Below are 17520 nucleotides of genomic sequence, written 5' to 3' on the forward strand. Positions count from 1 at the left end.
GGAGACCCCCCAGCGGCCGGGCGTGGAGAAGGCGCGCAGGACGGCGGGGCGGAACAGGCGTCGGGCCAGCATCTCGCCGGAACGGCTACATCACCCGCCGGTTCTGACCGTTACCTCGGCCCTTTGGTGTTTCGCGGCCGGGCTGGCACGTCCGGCGCGCGGTTCAGCTTCGCCGCCTGACGGGCTTCTAGCTCGTCGGCCGACGCCTCCAAGGCGTTCGCCTGTTCGAGGATGCGCTCGCGGTCAGGCCGGAAGCTGATACGCTTCGCGAGGTCGCGACATTCCTGCGCGAGCGCGCGCAGGCGCGCCGGCTCGTCCTTCCAGAAAATGTCCCGTCCCCCCGGAGAAGACACCGATTACTGTTTCAGCGAATTTGCCTTCCTCGACAGAAGCTCCAGCACAATCGCTTGCACGAGGCAAATCACTTCGCCGCCCAGCGTCAGCGGCCTGCATCCTCGAAACGCGGGTGTGGGGACCTGCTGATACAGGCCCCCCGAATTTCTATGCGGGTCCCATTAGACGACGGAAGCGCCCTGCGTGCAGTAGCGCCGCTGCAAGCACCTCACAGCGGCGCTGTAGGTGCCGTTCCCGGCGAAGCCGAGGTCGTCGAGGTCGGCGCGGACATCCCCCGGAAGGATGTCCGTGCAGTTCCACAGCAGGCCGGCGAGCTTCGAGAACGGGAGCTGCGCCCCACGCAATTCGGCCGCGGGGAGAGGCATGTGGCGCGCCGTCCGGAGGAACTCCTCGAGCCAATCGAGGAAGGCGACGCGCAGGTCGCCGGGCGCGTGGCGACCCCGCGCGGGGTCATAGAAGGAGTGCTTGAGCTGAGACATGGCATCGTCCATTACCTGCCCGCCGCGATACGGCGAGCGCGGGTTGTCGTTCGGGTTGCCCGCTAACGAGAGCGAGCTGTGCCATGCCATGAGCCGGCCGCGGCTCTCTTCCGCGGCAGGGGACGGCACGGAGGCCGTCGCCCTCCCTATAGGTTGGATCGCGATCGGCCTTCAGGGGCGCGAGACAAATTGCGGCCCCCGCAAGCGCGGCCGGAAGCCAAACGCCGAGACGGCGGAGGAGACCTGGCGGCGCGTTCACCAAGAGCATGAAGGTTCAGCGAACCCGCGGCGCCGCCGCCGATAGCTCGGAGTCCTGCAGGCGGCGCTACACCCGGCGGTCACCGACAACCCGCGCGCCCGCCTCGTGGGTCCTGCGGCCGCGCCAACCCCTCCTGAATGAAACCAGGGCACGGTCGCGACCGGCGCGATCCCGCACTACGCGAGCTGGCGAAGATGCCTATCCGACCTGCGGTGGATCGGCGCTCGAGAGCCACCAGCCGTCGCCAGCGCACCAACAGGACGCATCGGGATCGCCCGCAAGACGGAGCGAGCGAACCGAGTCCGCGTCCCCGCGCCCGAAGGCCGTTGCCAGCCGCTGGCCTTGCGCGGCGTCCTGGTGGATGCCCTCGCACGGGATGAAGGCGGCGCGCGTGACGAAGCGCGCGGGCCAAGCATCGCCGGCCGTAGGCCGCTCGACCAGCAACATGCCGCCGAACCCCCCGACCGGCTGCAGCGGGAAAAGCAGCCTCCCTTTGGCCGGTAGCAGCGCGTTGAGCCACGCCCGGCTCGGCTGGGTAGCGCCAGCGTTGACGTAGATGCGGTTCGCGGCTGGCAGGTCATCGGCGATGCCGGACCGCGCGTGGACCGTCACCTGCGGCAGGCGCGCGAGGTTCCGGGCAGCGCGCGACGCCAGCTCCGGGTCAATCTCGTAGGCGTGGATGCGGCCGGAGGGCCCGACGAGGTGGGCGAGCAGCGCCGTGTAGTAGCCAGCGCCGGCGCCGACATGCAGAACGAGGTCGCCCTCACGCGGGGCGAGCTGGTCGAGGCAGCGGGCGTGCAGTCCAGGCTCGCCGATGTCGATCCCGCGCGCCGGGTCGAGCGCCACCAACGTGTCCTGGTAGAGAAAGCCGGGGTCATCATCCGGCGTGCGCACGTAGGCGTTGGCGGCCACCGGCCTCGGCGCCCAGGGCCCGACGACGAGAACCGACCATGGCCCAGGTCCTGCAAAGGGCTCGCGCGGCACGGCGGCGAACGCCTGCTCGATCCTCGGATCGCGCGCACCGCCCTTCGCGGCGACGTAGCGGGCGAAGAAGGCCCGAAGGTTGGCGATGCGATCCGCCATGGTGCCGGGACCTCCTGCCTTCTGATGGCCTGACCTGGCCGAGGTATGTGCCAATCTGGCGGGGCGCGCCAAGCAAGCTCAATCGGCACCCGCCGTCGGGAACGGCGAGGTGTTCACTGCCGGCGGCAGCGCGGCGCTGACGGCGCGGACGGTGGCCGCCGCCGACAAGGCGCGGCGGGGCGCTACGATGGGGCTCCACAGCGTGTGCGGCTACGCGGGCGGGTTCATCGGCCCCCTCGGTGTCGGGCTCGCGCTCGACCTGGCCGGGTGGGACAGCGTAACGGGCTGGGCGCTCGCCTTTGGGCATCTGGCGCCCGTCGTGTTAATCGGCTTCACGATCCTGCGTCGTCTTTCGGGCGGTGCCCGTCCGATGACGTCAGGTCAGAGGTAGCGCCGCCTCACACATCAGCCGGCGACCGCCACGAGACCGAGAGCATGAGGTCTGACAGGTAGCGGCGCTCCATCCATTGCTGGTTGCCGCTGCGGTGGTCGAGCGTCAGCCATGAGAGCGACCCCCGTGGCGTGACGCCGCTGGGCATGATGTGCGCGCGTTGGTCGTCCTTCGGGTCGTAGGTGTAGACGTCGGACGTGGCGTCACCGCCCAGTCCGACACGGGCCATCGAGAGCGGCGCCTTCAGCCCCTTCTCCCGCTGGATTTCGTGCTTCATCAACGGGACGCGCACCGCCTCAAGGGCGTCCATCAGCGCCCTGGCGGACTGCGAGGGTGGCATCAGCTTCCGCTGCCGCAGCACGCGCACGACCTCATAGGCCAGCGCCACCCAGATCCCCGACAGGTCGGCGTGCAGGCCGAACGCCATAGGGTCTCCCTGCATCGCCTGCCCGATCCCCGCGTCGCGCCGCTCGTCCTCCATGGTCCGCACCACGATGTCGATGCGGCCGGCCTTCTGCACCGCTTCCATGAAGGTCGCGTTTGGGAGCAAGCCCCCGATATCCATCGACAACTTCACCCACCTCACGTGTAGCCCCGGCTGGCGAGCATCGGCCCGCGCGAAGGTCGCCGCGACTAGCGACGTGACGAGCGGGCCTTCCGTGGTCATCCTATCCGCCTCCCGCCGTTCCGCCGCCGAGCCTCGCCCAGGACGGCCCGAACGTGCAACGATGGAGGCATGACCGCCCCAGACGATCCGCAACCCCGCTACGATCCTCCACGCGACGAGGTCTACATCGCCTTCGCTGAGGCGATGGGCGCTTGGTCGGACCTCGAAACCCAAACCGTCTTGCTCTTCGGGCAGCTCGCTGGAATTACCGACGTGAACATCGCCTGGGCCATCTTCCACTCGGCGGGCGGCGGCCGGGCGCAGCGCGACATGATCCTAGCGGTCGCCCGGCTGCGACTGGGCGAGGTGACCCGCGCGAGCGTGGAGGACGTGGTGCAGAAGCGGCTGGGCAAGGCGGCCGGCAAGCGGAACCGGATGGTGCATGGCATCTGGAACAAGACGACGTGCGTCGAGGACGACGGCGCCAAGACCTGGGAGCTGTTCCGCGAGTTCTCCGCGCCGACGGAGCCGCTCGGCTTCGTCCCGGACAACGACCGCGCGGTGAAGGAGCTGCGGGAGAAGGGCATCCGGTTCTACCTCGATGACCTCCGGGCCGTGCGCGAGGAATACCGCCGGCTGCGCCGCGACATGATGGCCCTCCAGGGCGAGCTGCTGCGGGCACTGGGGCCGAAGATCGTCGGGTAGCCATCAAGACGCAGGCTGCGCGCACCGTGCCACCCCCGACCCGAATGGCCGAAGCGCCACCGGCGGGGTGGGGGGCGCCTCATTCGACCCGCGCGCCACGCAGCCGCAAGGCGTTCCCCACGACGCTGACCGAGGACAGCGCCATCGCCGCCGCCGCGATCACCGGGGAGAGCAGGATCCCAAAGATCGGGTAGAGGACCCCGGCCGCGACCGGCACGCCGGCGGCGTTGTAGGCGAAGGCGAAGAAGGGCGTTCCAGGCCGGCGGCGAGGCGCAGCAACTCGTCCTCCGCCATGCCCGTGGCCGGCACCAGCGCGACGACCTCCGGCCGCCCCTGGGTCAAGGTGCCGGTCTTGTCCACGACGAGGGTGTCGATGCGCTCCATGCGTTCCAGCGCCTCGGCGTTCTTGATCAGCACGCCGGCCTGCGCGCCGCGCCCAACGCCGACCATGATGGACATCGGCGTGGCCAGGCCCAGCGCGCAGGGGCAGGCGATGATCAGCACCGTCACCGCCGCGATCAGACTGAAGGTGCGGCGCGGCTCCGAGCCCTGGATAGCTCAGGCCGCGAAGGCGAGGACGGCGATGCCGATGACCAGCGGCACGAACCAGCCCGAGACCTGATCGGCCGCCGTCGGCGGCCCGCACGCCGACGATGCGCCGCCGGCGGCGTCGCCATATGCTGACCGCGTCGGGTAACGAGCTTGATTGACGGAGGCGCCGGGGTCGGGCGGGATTGGGGGCGCCGGGCCTGCGTGGCCGCCGAGCCCTCACCCTCGGGTTCGCCGGCCGGGAGATTGGCAGATGTCGGACATCCACGATGGCCCCGGTGGTCCGCCTCCGGGGGGGCCGCCGCGCCATGCGGCGGAGCGGGCGCTGCGCCTGGCGACCGCCTACCAGGCGTCCCGCGCGCTGCACGTGGCGCTCCGGCTGAACCTCCCGGACCTGCTGGCCGACGGTCCGCTCGCGGCCGAGGACCTCGCCCGGCTCGCGGGCGCGCACGCGCCGTCGCTGCGGCGCGTGCTGCGCGCCCTCGCCGCCTACGGCGTCTTCTTCGAGGTCGCCGACGGCCGGTTCGCCCTCGGACCGCTCGGCGCCGCCCTGCGGACGGGCGCGCCCGGCTCGGTGCGCGACCTGGCGCTGATGTGGGGCGACGAGGACTACTGGGTCACCTGGGGGGAGCTGGAGCGGTGCGTGCGCACCGGGCGGACCGCGGCGGACCTGCTCTTCGGGGCCGAGGACGCCTTCCGCCGCTACGCCGCCGACGCGCGCTTCGGGGCGGTGTTCAACGCCGGCATGACCGCGCTGTCGGCGACCGTCGCCGCGGCTGTCGTGGCGGCCTACGACTTCCCCGCCGCCGGCGTCGTGGTTGACGTCGGCGGCGGCCGGGGGCGGCTGATTGCGGACATCCTCCGGGCGCGGCCGGGCCTGCGCGGCGTGCTGATGGACCTGCCCAGCGTGGTCGAGGGCGCGCCGCGGCTGCTCATGGAGGCGGGCGTGGCGGACCGCTGCGATGTGATGGGCGGGAACATGTTCGCCGGGGTGCCGGAGGGCGGGGACATCTACGTCCTGTCACGGGTGATCGACAGCTTCGACGAGGAGCGCGCGGTCTCCGTGCTGGCAATGTGCCGACGAGCGATGGAAGGTGGCGGACGCGGGCAGCGCCTTCTGCTGGTCGAGCCGGTGCTGCCCGATCGGATCGACGCCGCCGCGTCGCCGACCGTCCAGGAGGACATGCTCATGGACCTCACCATGCTGGTGCGCACCGGAGGATGCGAGCGCACGGCGGCGGAATATCGCGCGTTCCTCACCGCCGCGGGCCTGCAGCTCGACCGGGTCATTCCGACCGGGGCGGCGGTGAGCCTGGTCGAGGCCACGCCCGCCTGAGCTTCCGGCGGGCCCACCCCTGCTACCCGAAAAACTGCCGGTGGCGGTGCCCGCTGCCGCTTCTGTTCGGGCTCATGGGCGCGTCGTGAACCACACCGACATGCAGCACGCCGGCAACAACCAGCACGAAAGAAATCCGCCGCGTCGCGATGCCAGACCCGACTGTGTATCGCAGGCGCGCGGCCGAGTTCAGCAACATCGTGCTGATCGCGATGGTCGCGGGCTCCGTGAGGGCGAAGATGGGGTTCCAGACGTGGTCCGTCGAAATGCGCGAGGCTTTGTCCCTGCGAAGCGGAAGATGATGAGGCCGGTTGTCCCTGCGAAGGAGAAGCATATGGAGATACCAGGGGAGGATAAGAGATGGGGGCCACCGGGGAGGATCAGAGACGAAATCGAGGTCTTCCGAGGCCGGCGCATCATACTGGTGATGCATTGGAGTAGAGCATCGGCCCCAAGCGGTAGACCGGCGGCGTGCGACCCCTCTTCGGCGTCACCATCACCAACCAGCCCTGGTCGGTCAGCTCGCCGATGCCACGAAGGATGCGCGCGGGGGTGATCTTCCTGCCCTTCATCGCGGCGTTGATTTCCGCGGCCAGGGCCTCCGCCGACAGTTCGAAGGGGTCGGCCGGCGTCATCCAGTTCCTCGCCACCGCGAGGATCAGCACCCGCAGGGCCGCGGCGTGGAGGGCCTGGACGGCACGCCGGATCGTCTGCCGCGAGACCTTCAGCTTGGGGCGGGAGACCTTGCCGGCGTCGAAGGTGTGCAGGCAGATGACGTCGTAGGTGGCCGCCACCCCGGCGACGTTCGGGTGGGGCGGGCGCTTCGCCTTCTTGATCAGCTTGATGACCTTGAGCTGCACCAGGCGGTTCAGGGCGCGCGCGATGGCGGCGCTGCCGCGCTTCGAGCCAGCGTTCCTGCCGGGCAGCTCAAGCATGTGCTGGTGCGGCAGGATGGCGAGGCACTCGTAGTTCTCCTGCTTCCCGGAGTTGGCAACGAACGCCGCCGCGGCCTGCAGCGGCACGTCATCCAGGCGAAGAGCGGCCCCTTCGACATAGGTGGGCACCACGCGGACGAAGCCCGCGACGCCGACGTCGCCCTCGCCGATGACCACGTGCTTCTTCGCTTGGTGCCGATCCCGTTCCTCGCCGCGATGGAGGGGGCGCGCGTCGCCGTCCTCGCCGCGGCGCTTCGGGGCGCGCGGGTAGGTGTCGTCGAGGTGCCGGACGATGCCGGCCACCTGCTCGACGCTGACGGCCCGGATCGCGATGTTGAAACCGTCGATCGGCCGGCCGGTGAAGGTCACGTAGCCGGCGCCGAAGATCAGCTCGATGCCGGGCCGCTTGCCGATGCCGGAGTTGGCCTCCGGCAGCCACTCGCTCTTCCAAACGCCGCCGATGAGCTGGCGCAGCGCCTCGGTGTCGGCTTCGCGGTAGCCGAAGAGGATGTGGAGCCCGCGGCCGGACGGGCTGACCTCGGTGTAGCTCTTCATGGCCTCGACCAGCGCCGCGGCCCAGGGCAGCGGGTGGCCGTCGCCGTCCACGCAGGCGTCGAGGTCGATCGCGCCGATCGACCAGCCCCCCGTGACGGCGCCCAGCACGACGCCGACGCCGCGCCGCCCTTCGCCGGGCAGCGCCGCCGCGATCCGTTCGGCCTCGGCGCGCGTGCCCCTGTTCCTGATGTCCTGCGTCTTGCCCGGCCGGCCGTTCGCCTGGCGCGGCACCTTGTTGAGCTTCCCGTTCTCGTCGGGTTCCTCCATCCATGCGATCCAGCAGCGGTGCCTCGCGAGCTTCTCCAGCGGGTCGGGCGCCGGCGAAATTGGGGGCGCGGCCGGCGGCTTGCCGACGTCACGGACGGCTTCCGCGTTGCCGCCGGCAACTGAGCCAACGTCGGGCGGAAGCGGTCCATCACCAGCGCGCGCAGCGATGGAATGATCGTCGGCAGCACCCTGGTCGTCATCATGCAGGCGCGCGCCGTCGTCGCCGCGCGAGGGCGCGGTCTTGATGCGGTTGTCCATGGTCGTGCTGATCCGCGCCGGCCGCGACGACGACGCGAGCGTGAGGTATGAGGCGGTTGCGACGCCTACCTCATACCGCGCAGCCCGCGCCGGCGCCGCCGGCCGGGCGCGCTACCCGCGGTGGCCGGGGGAGCGCGCCGCCAGCTCGGCCGCGCGACTGTTGAACGTCCGCCCAGCCTTCCAGGCGTCGAGTTCCGACAGGTCATAGCCGAGGCGCCGCGCGCTCAAGCGGATGAAGCGCGGGCCGATGCCAGCGTCGCGCAGGCGCTTCAGGGTGCGGCGGGACAGGCCAAGGCACGCAGCGGCCTCGACCTCTTTCAAGATCTGAGACATGGGCGATCCGTCATCGAAAGTATTACGCCGGACAAGCTCCGGCCGCTGGCGCCCTGACATTGGGCAGCCCCGCTAAACGGCACATCTTTAATTTAAATAAATGCCCGTTTGCCCTCGGGCGGCAGGGTCGCGACCGGCGCGACAAACAAACTGTCGCACCCGTTTACGCCAACATCGGCCAGATCGTGAAGCGATATTTGCCTCTTGCCGACATTCGACGACCGACGTCCACTTCCCCGCCCTCGTCGCTTTCGTCAGGCGCGCCTCTTCGCCCGCTGCTCCGCTAGGTCGGCGACCGCGATGACCTGGTCGCGGCGCGCGTCAGCGCACGCCTCGACGTGCGCGGCCCAGGCCGTCAGGGCGCGCGCCCGTTCCTCGAGGAAAGCGCCCTTCTGATAAATCGCCGCGACACCCTTGATGGTGCCCTGGACGTGGTTGAGCAGGCGGTCGGCGACGTGCGGCGGAAACCCAGCCTCCGCAAGCCAGGTCACGCCGCTCCTTCGGAAATCGTGCAGCACCCACGGCGGCACCGGCTCCGGCTTTGGCGCCCCAGCCTCGGCTGCGGCCTTGGCCCTAAGAGCGGCGACCTCGGCGTCGAGCTGCCGCTTCACCCAGGAGTGGGACGTGATGGCCTTGTCACCTGGCAGCCCGAATACGTGGCGATCCGGCGACGGCAGCGGCGGGAGCGGCTTGCCGTCCTGCGCCCCCAGCAACTTCCGCAGGATCGCGCGCGCCGGATCGGCCAGATGCACGATGTGCGGTTTCCCGTTCTTCGTGCGGGTGCCTGGCTGCGTCCACGTCGTGAGGCCGGGCGCAACCTCGCCCCAGGTCATCGCGGCAACCTCTTCGCGGCGCGCCAGCGTCAGCATGGTGAAGCAGACCATCGGGCCGTAGGGCGCGGCGATGGTCGAGGCGGCCCGCCAGACCTGCCCGAGTTCGTCGCCGTTCAGCACCCTCTCCCGCGGGCGGTCGCGGCCAGGGGCCGGCGCCGTTTCCCAGGGGTTGCCGTTGGTATCGGGCAGCGTCCCGCGGTCCCGCGCCCAGCGCCACATCGCGCGGGCGTAGTCGCGGACCCGGCGGGCAGTCGTCTCGCCGGCCTCGGCTGCGGCATCAACGACCCGAGCGGCCTCTGCGCGGCCGATACTATTGGCCGGCTCGTCCGCGATCGGACGAAGGTGGAGCCGCAGGCGGCTCAGCACATCGCGTTGTGTCGCGGGCCGCAGCTTCGCGACGTGCTTCTCGGCGTAGAGGTCAATGAGCGCCGAAACCGTGAACGCGGCGGCGGCCGACCTGACGCGCGCCTCCCGCTCCGCCACCGCCGTGGCGGCCGCGTCGCGCTTCCGCTCACCCCAAGGGTCTCGCCCGGACAGCACCAGGCCGCGCAGCCGCTCCGCCTCCTTCCGTGCTTTGGCGGTCGTCAACTCTCCGAAGGTGCCGAGCGGCATCCGGCGCGAGATGCCCGCGAGCTTGTAACGGAAGAGGAAGGTCTTGACGCCGTTCGACTGCACCCTGACCCCGAAGCCCTTCATGCCGGAGCAGAACACCAGCGTGTCCTTCCTCCCCTCGGGGCAGCGCAGGTCGGCGACGACGTCATCGGTCAACTTCACGGCGCACCCCCTTCAAGCCAGCCATTCATGGCCGCGTTGCGGACCCCTTGCGGACCCCTGGCAACGTCGGCTTTTGGGTTCTACTGTCCCCTTCCGGCAAGCTCAACGGGAAAATACGTCGTTATATCAGTATGTTATGTGCCGTGTGGCACCGTCTGACTTCTACTGGCCGTTCACAGGCTCGGCTTTGTAAACCGAAGGTCGGGGGTTCAAATCCCTCACCCGGCACCACCCGTGGCCGAAGGTATCGACGGCCAAGGTTTTCAGGTGGAAACAAGGATTTCAGCGGGTCCGTCTGGTACACCGGACTGGTACACCGCCCATGCCCGTGATCGCGATGTCTCGACCCTGGCTACGCCCCGACGACGGCAAGTTTTACCTGAGGAAGAAAACTCCTGTGCGCTACCGAGAGGTGGCTGGCCGGGCCGAGTTCCGCATTCCTCTGAACACACGAGACCCCAAGGAAGCGAAGGCTCGGATCTCGCAGGCCCTGGCGACCTGGGCCGACATGGAGGCGCAGTGGGACCGCGAACTGCGGAAAGAAGCGCTGAGCGAAAGGCGGGCGAATGAGATCGCTGCGCTTTGGGCAGCGTGGGTCGCTGGCGGCGCGGTCCTCGACCGTGCTGGCGTAGACGTCCCAGAACCGGGGGAACCGTGGCACGCCTTCTCCGCTCGCGTCCGGGCTCACGCCGAGGATGCTCTGCACCTCGCTGAGACTACGGCCACGGAGGAGACACTGCCACTCCTCCACCAAGCGATAGCGCCGCTGGTCATGGCCGCCTACACGGACGCGAGGGCTTCGGACCGGGCACAGCAGGACGGCATACCCGCCGCCGTAAGCCTCCTACCCACCGTGAGAGCAGCGTTTCCGGCAATCCCAGTGCCAGTGAAGCCGACCAGGACGGAAACGGTCGTGGTCACCTTCGACGCGATCTGGGAAAGGTGGTCCAAGGTCACCGCCACTGCGCCCCGTACCGTCCATGAGACGAAGGGCATCCTGAAGCAGCTTGAAGCATTCCTGGGCCATGACGATGCCTCCAGGGTGACCAAATCTGACCTCCTCCGATGGCGCGATGCGCTGAAGGCTGACGGCAAGAGCAACAACACATGGAACAACCGGCTCTCGCTCATCGGACAGGTCTTCAAGCGGGCTGTGGCAGATGACGTGCTGCCCGCCGACCCTACCGTGGGCCTGCGGCTCGGCAAGGGAAAGCAGAACTCCTGGAAGCCGTACTCCGACGAGGACACGGTCGCGATCCTGCAAGCTGCCCGGAAGGAGACCTCACCGGCTCTTCGGTGGGCTCACTGGGTCATGGCCTTGTCTGGAATGCGCGTGGGAGAGGTCCTCCAGTTGACGGGGGACGACATCGCCCAAGACCCGAAGTCCGGCGTCTGGTTCATGGCCGTGAAGCACGACCCCGAGAACGGCAAGGCAGCGAAGAACAGCCTGCCCAGGCACGTCCCGATGCACCCCAGCCTCGTTGACGAAGGGTTCCTGACCTACGCCCAGGGCATCAAGGAGAAGCATAGCGATGCCCGCCTCTTCCCTGACAAGAAGCCAGACAAGTACGGGCGCCTCGGTGGGCGAGCCTGGAACCTCGTCGGGAGTTGGGTCCGAGAGAAAGTGGGCATCAGAGACAAGGACAAGGCGCCGAACCACTCTTGGCGTCACCGCATGGAAGATGAACTACGGGCGGCCGAAGTGGACGAGAGCGTCCGAGACGCGATCATCGGTCATGCACGGAAGACGGTCGGAGCCAAATACGGTGTCCGGGGTGAGGCTCTGGCGCGGCTCCACCGGGAACTGAGCAAGGTGAAACTGCCGAAGGGGCTCTGAGCGTAGCAGGAGGTAGAGGCCGAGAGCCGGACCGGGTCTCCCAGGTACTCAAAGGCCACCCCGGTCTCCAGGAAGCGGGTCTCCGGGGTGTCAATGAAGGACCCGTACCTCGGCCCGCGAAAATCCCTGACCGCACGCTGACCCGGCGCCAACAACAACAACGAAGCCCTTTAGCTGGCTTTTGAAAGACGGGGCCGGGCGGCGGTGGCCAGCGTGGAGGGACCGGGCGGACAGGGGCCCCCCCATGGTTGCAAGGACGTTCCGGCTCGGTCACGATACCCGTCCACTACCTTGCTGGGTGGGAGGGACCATGGCGACGCTGGTGTATCTCGCAGTCGGTGCGGCGGCTCTGTTTTTCGCCTACCGCTGGCTCGTTCAGCACCCCGCGCAGGCTGCCGTATTGCCTCTGGTGGCCGGGATGATCGTCGCCATTGGGATCTTCATGGGCTTTCTCAGCTTGGTCCGCCCGGTGTCCCAACTGGAGACGCTGATCGCCATGGCCCTCGGCGGGGGCTGTGGAGCCTGGGTGTGGTGGAAGTTGCGCTCCATGCTGCGCCCCTGGCTGCAGGCTCAAGGCGTGCAGCAGGGCTGATCACCACCGACACTCAGCGCGATGCTGCTTCAAGGCCCTCTCGCTGGGCGCCGTGGCCTTCGTCAGCGTGGCCCGCAGCGGCTTCCCATGCAGATCCCGGTACGCCGGGTCCTCAATGGTCGGCGCGACCAGGACCTTCATCGTGTCCGGGTCCACGGCAAGCAGCAGTGTGTCGAAGAGGGTGTGGAGGTCGGCGCGAAGCAGTAGCCCGTTGGTCACGTGGTTGGTCTCGGGGCCGAGGTACGGCGTGATGTGCGCGGCCTCCAGGACGTCCAGGACTGAGCAATCGGTGATCGCACAGCGGCCCGCGTAGGCCTCTACCAGGGCCTCCCTGAACTTCTGCTGGCCGCGACGCGCGCGGATCTCGCGGAGGACCTTCTCGCGGGCGTCTTCCTGGTTCGTTGGGTCGAACGGCTGCTCCTCGGCTGCCTCCGGGTCCAGGAGTGCGGGGCGTCGGACGCGTGGTGCGACGTTCGGATCAACCTCAACGTCGAAGCCGAGCCGCTGGAGCGCGGGCAGCACCGTGGTACGCCCACCCAAGAACTCATTGGCGCGCAGGGAGCGTTCGATGCCCGCGATGTACTTGAAGGCTACACCGACGATGGCCTCGCTGTCGTAGCGGTCGTAGCGGCCCTGGTCGTACAGAAGCCAGTACCCGTCGGCCTCACCGTAGCCGTAGGTCTCCAGGAACACCTCGCGCCCGAGGTCATCGAACTCTCGGATGGCCTGGATCACGGCGTCACGGGTCAAAGCCTGCAGAGACGCGCGCTGAGGTGCCGCTGCCACGTCGGCGTCCGTTGGTGGGCGACGGCCTTCAGCGATAGCCGGCTCGTTAGCCGTGTAGTTCACTTTCTTTAGGCGGCGGCGAGCAACCGCCCGATCCTCGTCTGTGAAATGCGGCCACCAAAGCGCGTCGCTCAGGATCTGAGCCTCGACGGTGAGGTCCAGCTTGCCTTTCAGGAACAGCTTGGTGAAGCCCGAGGCAACGTGGTTCTCGTTCGCCAACAGCGCCTTGATGGCTGCAACAGGGTTCCCCTCCGTGAACATACGCTTGAAGGCCGTTGGGTTGTACGACGCCTCCTTGTGCGTCTGGTCAGCCAGGGCCAACAGCCTGTTCCGCAGTTGTCTCTCTGTATTCGCGTCCACGATCCCTCCCATTCCGACTTGACGCGTGTTCAGACGACGCTCTTCTGGAGAACCCGGTACACGCTGGCACGCCCGATCCCCAGGCGCACGGCGATCTCCGTCGGCTTCACGCCGTCAGCCCGGAGCCGCTGGATTTCCTCGGCCTTCCTACGGGCCGTTGGAGCCCGCCCACGGTACTTCCCGGCTTCCTTGGCCTTCTGGATGCCCTCACGCTGGCGCTCCAGCATGAGCCCGCGCTCAAACTCTGCGATGGCCCCGAGCATCGTCAGCATCAGCTTGCCCGTGGGCGTCGAGGTGTCGAGTTCGCTGCCGCCCATGGACAACACGCGGAGGCCCACGCCCTTCGTCTTTAGGCGGGCTTCGATGGCCAGGAGATCAGCGACCGACCGGGCCAACCGATCCAGCTTGGTGACCACCAGGGCATCACCTTCACGGACGAACTCCAGGGCAGCCTCCATGCGTGCCCGGCGAGCCACGGATGATACCCGTTCAGCGAACACCTTCTCGCACCCGACGGCCCGGAGATCGCGCTCCTGGGCCTCCAGGCCCGCCTCCTGCTCTACCGTGGACGTCCTGGCGTATCCGACCAGCACCTTGATGCCCTCCGCGTCTCACTGAAGTCAAAGACGTTGTACAATGAGCTGTCTCGGAAACGCAAGAGTATTTGTGTGAGACAGAAACGAGGTCTTCTGAGACGGCTCACCAGGGCAAGGCCATCTGAGAAGCGTGCGGCGGCGCTGCCGTCCGATGCTGCTCGACGGGTTGAACGGCGGTACAGACATGACGGCTGCGAGATGGACGGGGGTCCATACCCCGTTTAGGCTGCCAGGTGCTGGGCAGGCACATCGAGGAAATGAGTTTCTTAGAGCGGATTGGGGAGGCGGCTGTCGGCGTCGGCGTCTACACGCTGCCGCAGGCGGCTCGGCTTGTCCGATTGCGCCTGGCCACCGTCGAAGACCTGGTGGGACCCGAACCTGCTACTTCAGTGGCGCCTCGCTTCACGCCAGTCGTACTCACTCAGCCCAGTCTCAGTGATGACGCGAAGACCATCAGCTTCCTTGGTCTGATGGAGTTGTGGGTCGTCGCTGAGATGCGACGGAACGGCGTGCCGATGGTCGTGATCCGGCGCGCTGCGACCGAGGCTCGGCGCATCCTGGAGACGCGGCACCCGTTGGCGAGCGCGAACTTCCGTACAGATGGGCGTCGGGTGTTCATGCTGCTGCGAGAGCGGACTGAAACACAAAAGTCCACTCCAAAGGTCGTCCTCGACGTCCTGCGCTACCAGCACGCGATGGAAGAGGTGATCGAGCAGTCACTGGGCCCAGAGATCGTGGTGCGCGGCCCGGATGGAGCGCCGCTCCAGTGGTATCCGATCGGTCTCAAGCGGCGTGTCGTGCTCGACCCGAAGCGGCGCTTCGGAGAGCCGATTGACCCGGTTAGTGGCACGCCAACATCGGCACTCGCTCAGGCGCTGACTGCGGAAAACGGCGATGCAGACGCCGTTGCCTTCTGGTTCGGGGTTGATCGGCAAGCGGTAGTTGATGCGGGGGCCTTCGAGGCGTGGCTGGCCAGCCCTTAGTCGTTGTTCTCGATGCGTGCCTCAGTTTCCGCTTGGCGCGGATGCTCGCAGGCTACCACGAGAACCATCCCACGCTGACGTTCAAGGCGATGGACGACTTCCATGCTCAAGGCACGGAGGATCGAGACTGGCTTGTGGGCTTTCCGGACGAGCCGCCGCACATCGTCATCACTAAGGACGATGCGCTCCTAAAGGAGACCGGGCAGCTTCGCGCGTGGATCAAGGGAGGGCTAACCGTTGTCATCTTCGGGCCGGAGTTCGCGAACCTGAAGCGAGAGCAGATGGCCGCTACCATTTTCCAGTGGCTGCCGACCATCGTCAGAACCATCCAGGCAAGCCCGCAAGAAGCGGCGTTCAGCGTGCCAACTCGGTTCAGTGAGATGGAGCGCCTCCCAACCTACGTTCCGCCACGACATCGGAAGAGGCCTCGTCGCCCGAGGAACCCGATGCCAAGCAGATCAGAGAAACAGTCCTCGAAGTTGCCTCGGATCGAGGTACAACCCCAGCTTCCGCTCGGGCGCGTACGCACTCGGGACTACGCTCCTCCGGAACTTGCCCCCCAGGAGCAGCCGAAGAAGCAACCCGAGCGCGCGAAGTGAGCAAGGCAAGCGGCGTACTGACTTGCTGACTGTCTTGGATGCGCTGACCCGACCTGGGCATCTCGCGACACGCAGCGAAGTTCTCGCTCGCCCGTGCCCCGTCCCGAAAAAGCCCGGCATCTACGCGTGGTACTTCGACGTACTGCCGCCAGGGCTGTCTGCCGAGGGCTGCCACGGCGTGTCCGGACACACCCTGCTCTACGTGGGCATCTCGCCAAGTGGTCCTCCGACGAGCGCGGCCTCGGAAAAGCGCCGAACCCTCCAGAGACGCATCACCATCCACTACAAGGGCAACGCGTACAGTTCGACGTTGCGGCTGACCTTGGGCTGCCTGCTCGCTGGTACCCTCGGCATCACCCTCCAGCGTGTTGGCAGCGGCAAGTGCCGGACCTTCACCAATCGTGGGGAGCAGGCCCTCGACGCCTGGATGGACCAGAACGCGAAGGTGGTCTGGGTTCCCCTTGCACGCCCGTGGGAAATCGAGGCCGCTGTCATTGGGCGCCTCTGGTTGCCGCTGAACATCATGGACAACGAGCGGCACCCCTTCTGTTCGACGCTGCGCGAGGTCAGGAAGGCGGCGCTGCACAGAGCCCTGGACCTACCCATTGCGCCTCGTGACGGAACTCGGTTCACGACCATCGCGCGCCAAGAGGGCTCGGCAAGATGAGCAGCGCAGTAGCTGAGTGCGCCATAGTCGCTTCCAGGCTGCATGAGACGGTGCTGGGGGCCGTGCAGAACCGGGCGCTGCTTGAGGTAGCCAACGCCGACAAGTCCCTGCTGTCAGCCTTCAACAACACGTACGAGGCTCACGGCCTTTCGGCGATACGTCACTCACTGATCCACATGCTGCTGATACAAGTCGTGCGCTGCTGGGATGGACACCGAGATCACAGGGCCAGCTTCCCGTCGCTCCTGAAGCGCCTTGAACGACCTGGGGCTACCGACGACGTCATCGCCGCTGCTGCATCCTGGAACCCTGGTCTGGGCCTTGAAACAAGGAACCGCGAACTGGTGCGCAGTCTCATTTCCGAACTGAAAGACGGGGTTGTGAGCCTCACGACGGGCGATGCAGCGGCGAGACTGAAGCGGCTCTCAGAGTTCCGGCATACCTACGTGGCACACAATCTGACGGTAGAACCGGATCATCTACCGCAGTACCGCGACATCTTCGGTCTGCTGGACGACACGATCCCTCTGGCCGCGAAGGCCGATCTCGCGATCCGGGGCCACCATGTGGATTTCGCTGACTTCCACAACGAAAGTGTCGAGCAGGCGCGGGCGTTCTGGGCGGTGGTTCGGGCGGGCCAGTTGACCGGCCAGGCGAAGGAAAGAGACGGCGCATGAGAGGAGCAGTTCGAGAGCCCACCTTCGACGCCACCATTGACCTCCTTGCCCAGCACCTGGACGCCACGGGCATCCCGGTGACCCGCTCGGCGGAAGCCCTGGAAGCCGTGCGGACCAGCGTCCGCTCCATGCCTGGCGCCGGGTGGGTCGACGTGGCGTACCAGGGCCGCGTCCCGGAGAGCCTCCTGAAGGCCGTAGGGGACCGCTGGATGAGCTGTACAGGCGCTGGAACGCCGAGCCGCTGGGCTGAGGGCGTGGCGGGATACGAGGCCCTCCGGGAGGCCGTGGCGGCGCGGATCAGGGCTGGCTTGGAGGCCGTTGCTGGTCGCTGAGATCGCCGCAAGGCCTGACTGCCACACCGGGAGTAGAGAAGGGGTCCCCTTACTTATCCCCGGATTGTGGGGACGAACTTGTGGGCAAGCCTGTGGGCATCTTCTGAGAACTGGCTGGTGGTGCCGGTGCCATCGGTTCCCGTTTTCGCGCGCGGTGCTGGCCACTTATCCCCCCAACACCAACACGGGCAGTCAATTAGGTCAGAAGTCCTGTGTCCGTCGGCGGCTCGGCGGCAACGGAACCTCCCGGTGATGGCCGTTGAAAAAGAAACCTGGAGCCGGTCCATGCGGGCCAGGAGTGCAGTGCTGCGCTGACCAGGAAAACCAGTGGCCGCTCAAGGGCCTACGCATCGTCCGACCCATTTTCCCCTGA

19 protein-coding genes are annotated in these 17520 nt (G+C 67.7%); 10 read left to right on the plus strand and 9 right to left on the minus strand.

Going from position 1 to position 17520, the window contains the following annotated elements; genetic code table 11:
• Positions 1 to 515 precede the first annotated feature (515 nt).
• On the minus strand, positions 516 to 833 hold the full coding sequence (locus ACLF3M_RS34455; RefSeq protein ID WP_430661549.1) for a hypothetical protein: 318 nt from the start codon (positions 831 to 833) through the stop codon (positions 516 to 518).
• Between the two features lie 457 nt (positions 834 to 1290).
• Positions 1291 to 2175, minus strand: a complete 885-nt coding sequence (locus ACLF3M_RS34460) for a protein-L-isoaspartate O-methyltransferase family protein (RefSeq protein WP_430661550.1) — start codon at positions 2173 to 2175, stop codon at positions 1291 to 1293.
• 109 nt (positions 2176 to 2284) lie between these two features.
• Here ACLF3M_RS34460 and ACLF3M_RS34465 point away from each other — a divergent pair, with 109 nt between their 5' ends.
• The gene (locus ACLF3M_RS34465) at positions 2285 to 2566 is read left to right on the plus strand and encodes a hypothetical protein (protein ID WP_430661551.1); all 282 of its coding nucleotides are present in this window, start codon (positions 2285 to 2287) and stop codon (positions 2564 to 2566) included.
• Positions 2567 to 2573: 7 nt separating this feature from the next.
• Here the strand turns inward: ACLF3M_RS34465 and ACLF3M_RS34470 are convergent, their stop codons facing one another.
• Positions 2574 to 3116 carry a hypothetical protein gene (locus ACLF3M_RS34470; RefSeq protein ID WP_430661552.1) on the minus strand — a complete coding sequence of 181 codons (543 nt, stop codon included), beginning with the start codon at positions 3114 to 3116 and terminating at the stop codon, positions 2574 to 2576.
• A gap of 186 nt (positions 3117 to 3302) precedes the next feature.
• Between ACLF3M_RS34470 and ACLF3M_RS34475 the strand changes: the two genes are divergently transcribed.
• On the plus strand, positions 3303 to 3878 hold the full coding sequence (locus ACLF3M_RS34475; RefSeq protein ID WP_430661553.1) for a hypothetical protein: 576 nt from the start codon (positions 3303 to 3305) through the stop codon (positions 3876 to 3878).
• A gap of 159 nt (positions 3879 to 4037) precedes the next feature.
• On the opposite strand, the gene ACLF3M_RS34480 is transcribed toward ACLF3M_RS34475, so the two are convergent.
• Positions 4038 to 4388 carry a hypothetical protein gene (locus tag ACLF3M_RS34480; protein WP_430661554.1) on the minus strand — a complete coding sequence of 117 codons (351 nt, stop codon included), beginning with the start codon at positions 4386 to 4388 and terminating at the stop codon, positions 4038 to 4040.
• On the opposite strand from ACLF3M_RS34480, the gene ACLF3M_RS34485 reads away from it, so the two are divergent.
• The gene (locus ACLF3M_RS34485; protein WP_430661555.1) at positions 4372 to 4500 is read left to right on the plus strand and encodes a hypothetical protein; all 129 of its coding nucleotides are present in this window, start codon (positions 4372 to 4374) and stop codon (positions 4498 to 4500) included. The two genes, ACLF3M_RS34480 and ACLF3M_RS34485, sit on opposite strands and share 17 nt — an antisense overlap.
• 180 nt (positions 4501 to 4680) lie before the next feature.
• Positions 4681 to 5763 carry a methyltransferase gene (locus ACLF3M_RS34490; protein ID WP_430661556.1) on the plus strand — a complete coding sequence of 361 codons (1083 nt, stop codon included), beginning with the start codon at positions 4681 to 4683 and terminating at the stop codon, positions 5761 to 5763.
• Positions 5764 to 6179: 416 nt separating this feature from the next.
• On the opposite strand, the gene ACLF3M_RS34495 is transcribed toward ACLF3M_RS34490, so the two are convergent.
• The 3 genes from ACLF3M_RS34495 to ACLF3M_RS34505 all read right to left on the minus strand — a co-directional run bounded on the left by ACLF3M_RS34495 (position 6180) and on the right by ACLF3M_RS34505 (position 9712).
• A complete protein-coding gene (locus ACLF3M_RS34495) occupies positions 6180 to 7778 on the minus strand; it encodes a hypothetical protein (RefSeq protein WP_430661557.1) in 1599 nt (532 codons plus the stop codon).
• Positions 7779 to 7889: 111 nt separating this feature from the next.
• Positions 7890 to 8111, minus strand: a complete 222-nt coding sequence (locus ACLF3M_RS34500) for a helix-turn-helix transcriptional regulator (RefSeq protein ID WP_430661558.1) — start codon at positions 8109 to 8111, stop codon at positions 7890 to 7892.
• A gap of 254 nt (positions 8112 to 8365) precedes the next feature.
• The gene (locus tag ACLF3M_RS34505) at positions 8366 to 9712 is read right to left on the minus strand and encodes a tyrosine-type recombinase/integrase (RefSeq protein ID WP_430661559.1); all 1347 of its coding nucleotides are present in this window, start codon (positions 9710 to 9712) and stop codon (positions 8366 to 8368) included.
• Positions 9713 to 10040: 328 nt separating this feature from the next.
• Here ACLF3M_RS34505 and ACLF3M_RS34510 point away from each other — a divergent pair, with 328 nt between their 5' ends.
• Positions 10041 to 11555, plus strand: coding sequence for a DUF6538 domain-containing protein (locus ACLF3M_RS34510; RefSeq protein ID WP_430661560.1), 1515 nt, complete (start codon positions 10041 to 10043; stop codon positions 11553 to 11555).
• 310 nt (positions 11556 to 11865) lie between these two features.
• Positions 11866 to 12147, plus strand: a complete 282-nt coding sequence (locus ACLF3M_RS34515) for a hypothetical protein (protein ID WP_430661561.1) — start codon at positions 11866 to 11868, stop codon at positions 12145 to 12147.
• Here ACLF3M_RS34515 and ACLF3M_RS34520 read toward each other — a convergent pair whose 3' ends face one another.
• Together ACLF3M_RS34520 and ACLF3M_RS34525 are read right to left on the minus strand one after the other, a co-directional pair.
• Positions 12148 to 13293 carry an HNH endonuclease gene (locus tag ACLF3M_RS34520; protein WP_430661562.1) on the minus strand — a complete coding sequence of 382 codons (1146 nt, stop codon included), beginning with the start codon at positions 13291 to 13293 and terminating at the stop codon, positions 12148 to 12150.
• Positions 13294 to 13322: 29 nt separating this feature from the next.
• A complete protein-coding gene (locus ACLF3M_RS34525) occupies positions 13323 to 13886 on the minus strand; it encodes a recombinase family protein (RefSeq protein WP_430661563.1) in 564 nt (187 codons plus the stop codon).
• 236 nt (positions 13887 to 14122) lie between these two features.
• On the opposite strand from ACLF3M_RS34525, the gene ACLF3M_RS34530 reads away from it, so the two are divergent.
• From ACLF3M_RS34530 to ACLF3M_RS34545, 4 genes are read left to right on the plus strand one after another with little or no spacing between them, the layout of a single operon-like run.
• The gene (locus tag ACLF3M_RS34530; RefSeq protein WP_430661564.1) at positions 14123 to 14872 is read left to right on the plus strand and encodes a hypothetical protein; all 750 of its coding nucleotides are present in this window, start codon (positions 14123 to 14125) and stop codon (positions 14870 to 14872) included.
• A complete protein-coding gene (locus tag ACLF3M_RS34535) occupies positions 14854 to 15471 on the plus strand; it encodes a hypothetical protein (protein ID WP_430661565.1) in 618 nt (205 codons plus the stop codon). Before ACLF3M_RS34530 ends, ACLF3M_RS34535 begins: the two co-directional genes overlap by 19 nt.
• 34 nt (positions 15472 to 15505) lie before the next feature.
• Positions 15506 to 16138 (plus strand): GIY-YIG nuclease family protein, encoded by a 633-nt coding sequence (locus ACLF3M_RS34540; RefSeq protein ID WP_430661566.1) that lies wholly within the window; start codon positions 15506 to 15508, stop codon positions 16136 to 16138.
• The gene (locus ACLF3M_RS34545) at positions 16135 to 16815 is read left to right on the plus strand and encodes a hypothetical protein (RefSeq protein ID WP_430661567.1); all 681 of its coding nucleotides are present in this window, start codon (positions 16135 to 16137) and stop codon (positions 16813 to 16815) included. The genes ACLF3M_RS34540 and ACLF3M_RS34545 overlap by 4 nt, the downstream gene beginning before the upstream one ends.
• The last annotated feature ends 705 nt before the right edge of the window (positions 16816 to 17520 follow it).

It is taken from the genome of Falsiroseomonas sp. HW251 (assembly GCF_050563545.1).
GTDB lineage: Bacteria > Pseudomonadota > Alphaproteobacteria > Acetobacterales > Acetobacteraceae > Falsiroseomonas.

What these genes read in the sequence shown, in the direction of transcription:
- ACLF3M_RS34455 (WP_430661549.1), bottom strand. Translation starts at nt 833, where the DNA reads ATGTCTCAGCTCAAGCACTCCTTCTATGACCCCGCGCGGGGTCGCCAC.
- ACLF3M_RS34460 (WP_430661550.1), bottom strand. Translation starts at nt 2,175, where the DNA reads ATGGCGGATCGCATCGCCAACCTTCGGGCCTTCTTCGCCCGCTACGTC.
- ACLF3M_RS34475 (WP_430661553.1), top strand. Translation starts at nt 3,303, where the DNA reads ATGACCGCCCCAGACGATCCGCAACCCCGCTACGATCCTCCACGCGAC.
- ACLF3M_RS34485 (WP_430661555.1), top strand. Translation starts at nt 4,372, where the DNA reads ATGATCAGCACCGTCACCGCCGCGATCAGACTGAAGGTGCGGCGCGGC.
- ACLF3M_RS34490 (WP_430661556.1), top strand. Translation starts at nt 4,681, where the DNA reads ATGTCGGACATCCACGATGGCCCCGGTGGTCCGCCTCCGGGGGGGCCG.
- ACLF3M_RS34495 (WP_430661557.1), bottom strand. Translation starts at nt 7,778, where the DNA reads ATGGACAACCGCATCAAGACCGCGCCCTCGCGCGGCGACGACGGCGCG.
- ACLF3M_RS34500 (WP_430661558.1), bottom strand. Translation starts at nt 8,111, where the DNA reads ATGTCTCAGATCTTGAAAGAGGTCGAGGCCGCTGCGTGCCTTGGCCTG.
- ACLF3M_RS34510 (WP_430661560.1), top strand. Translation starts at nt 10,041, where the DNA reads ATGCCCGTGATCGCGATGTCTCGACCCTGGCTACGCCCCGACGACGGC.
- ACLF3M_RS34515 (WP_430661561.1), top strand. Translation starts at nt 11,866, where the DNA reads ATGGCGACGCTGGTGTATCTCGCAGTCGGTGCGGCGGCTCTGTTTTTC.
- ACLF3M_RS34545 (WP_430661567.1), top strand. Translation starts at nt 16,135, where the DNA reads ATGAGCAGCGCAGTAGCTGAGTGCGCCATAGTCGCTTCCAGGCTGCAT.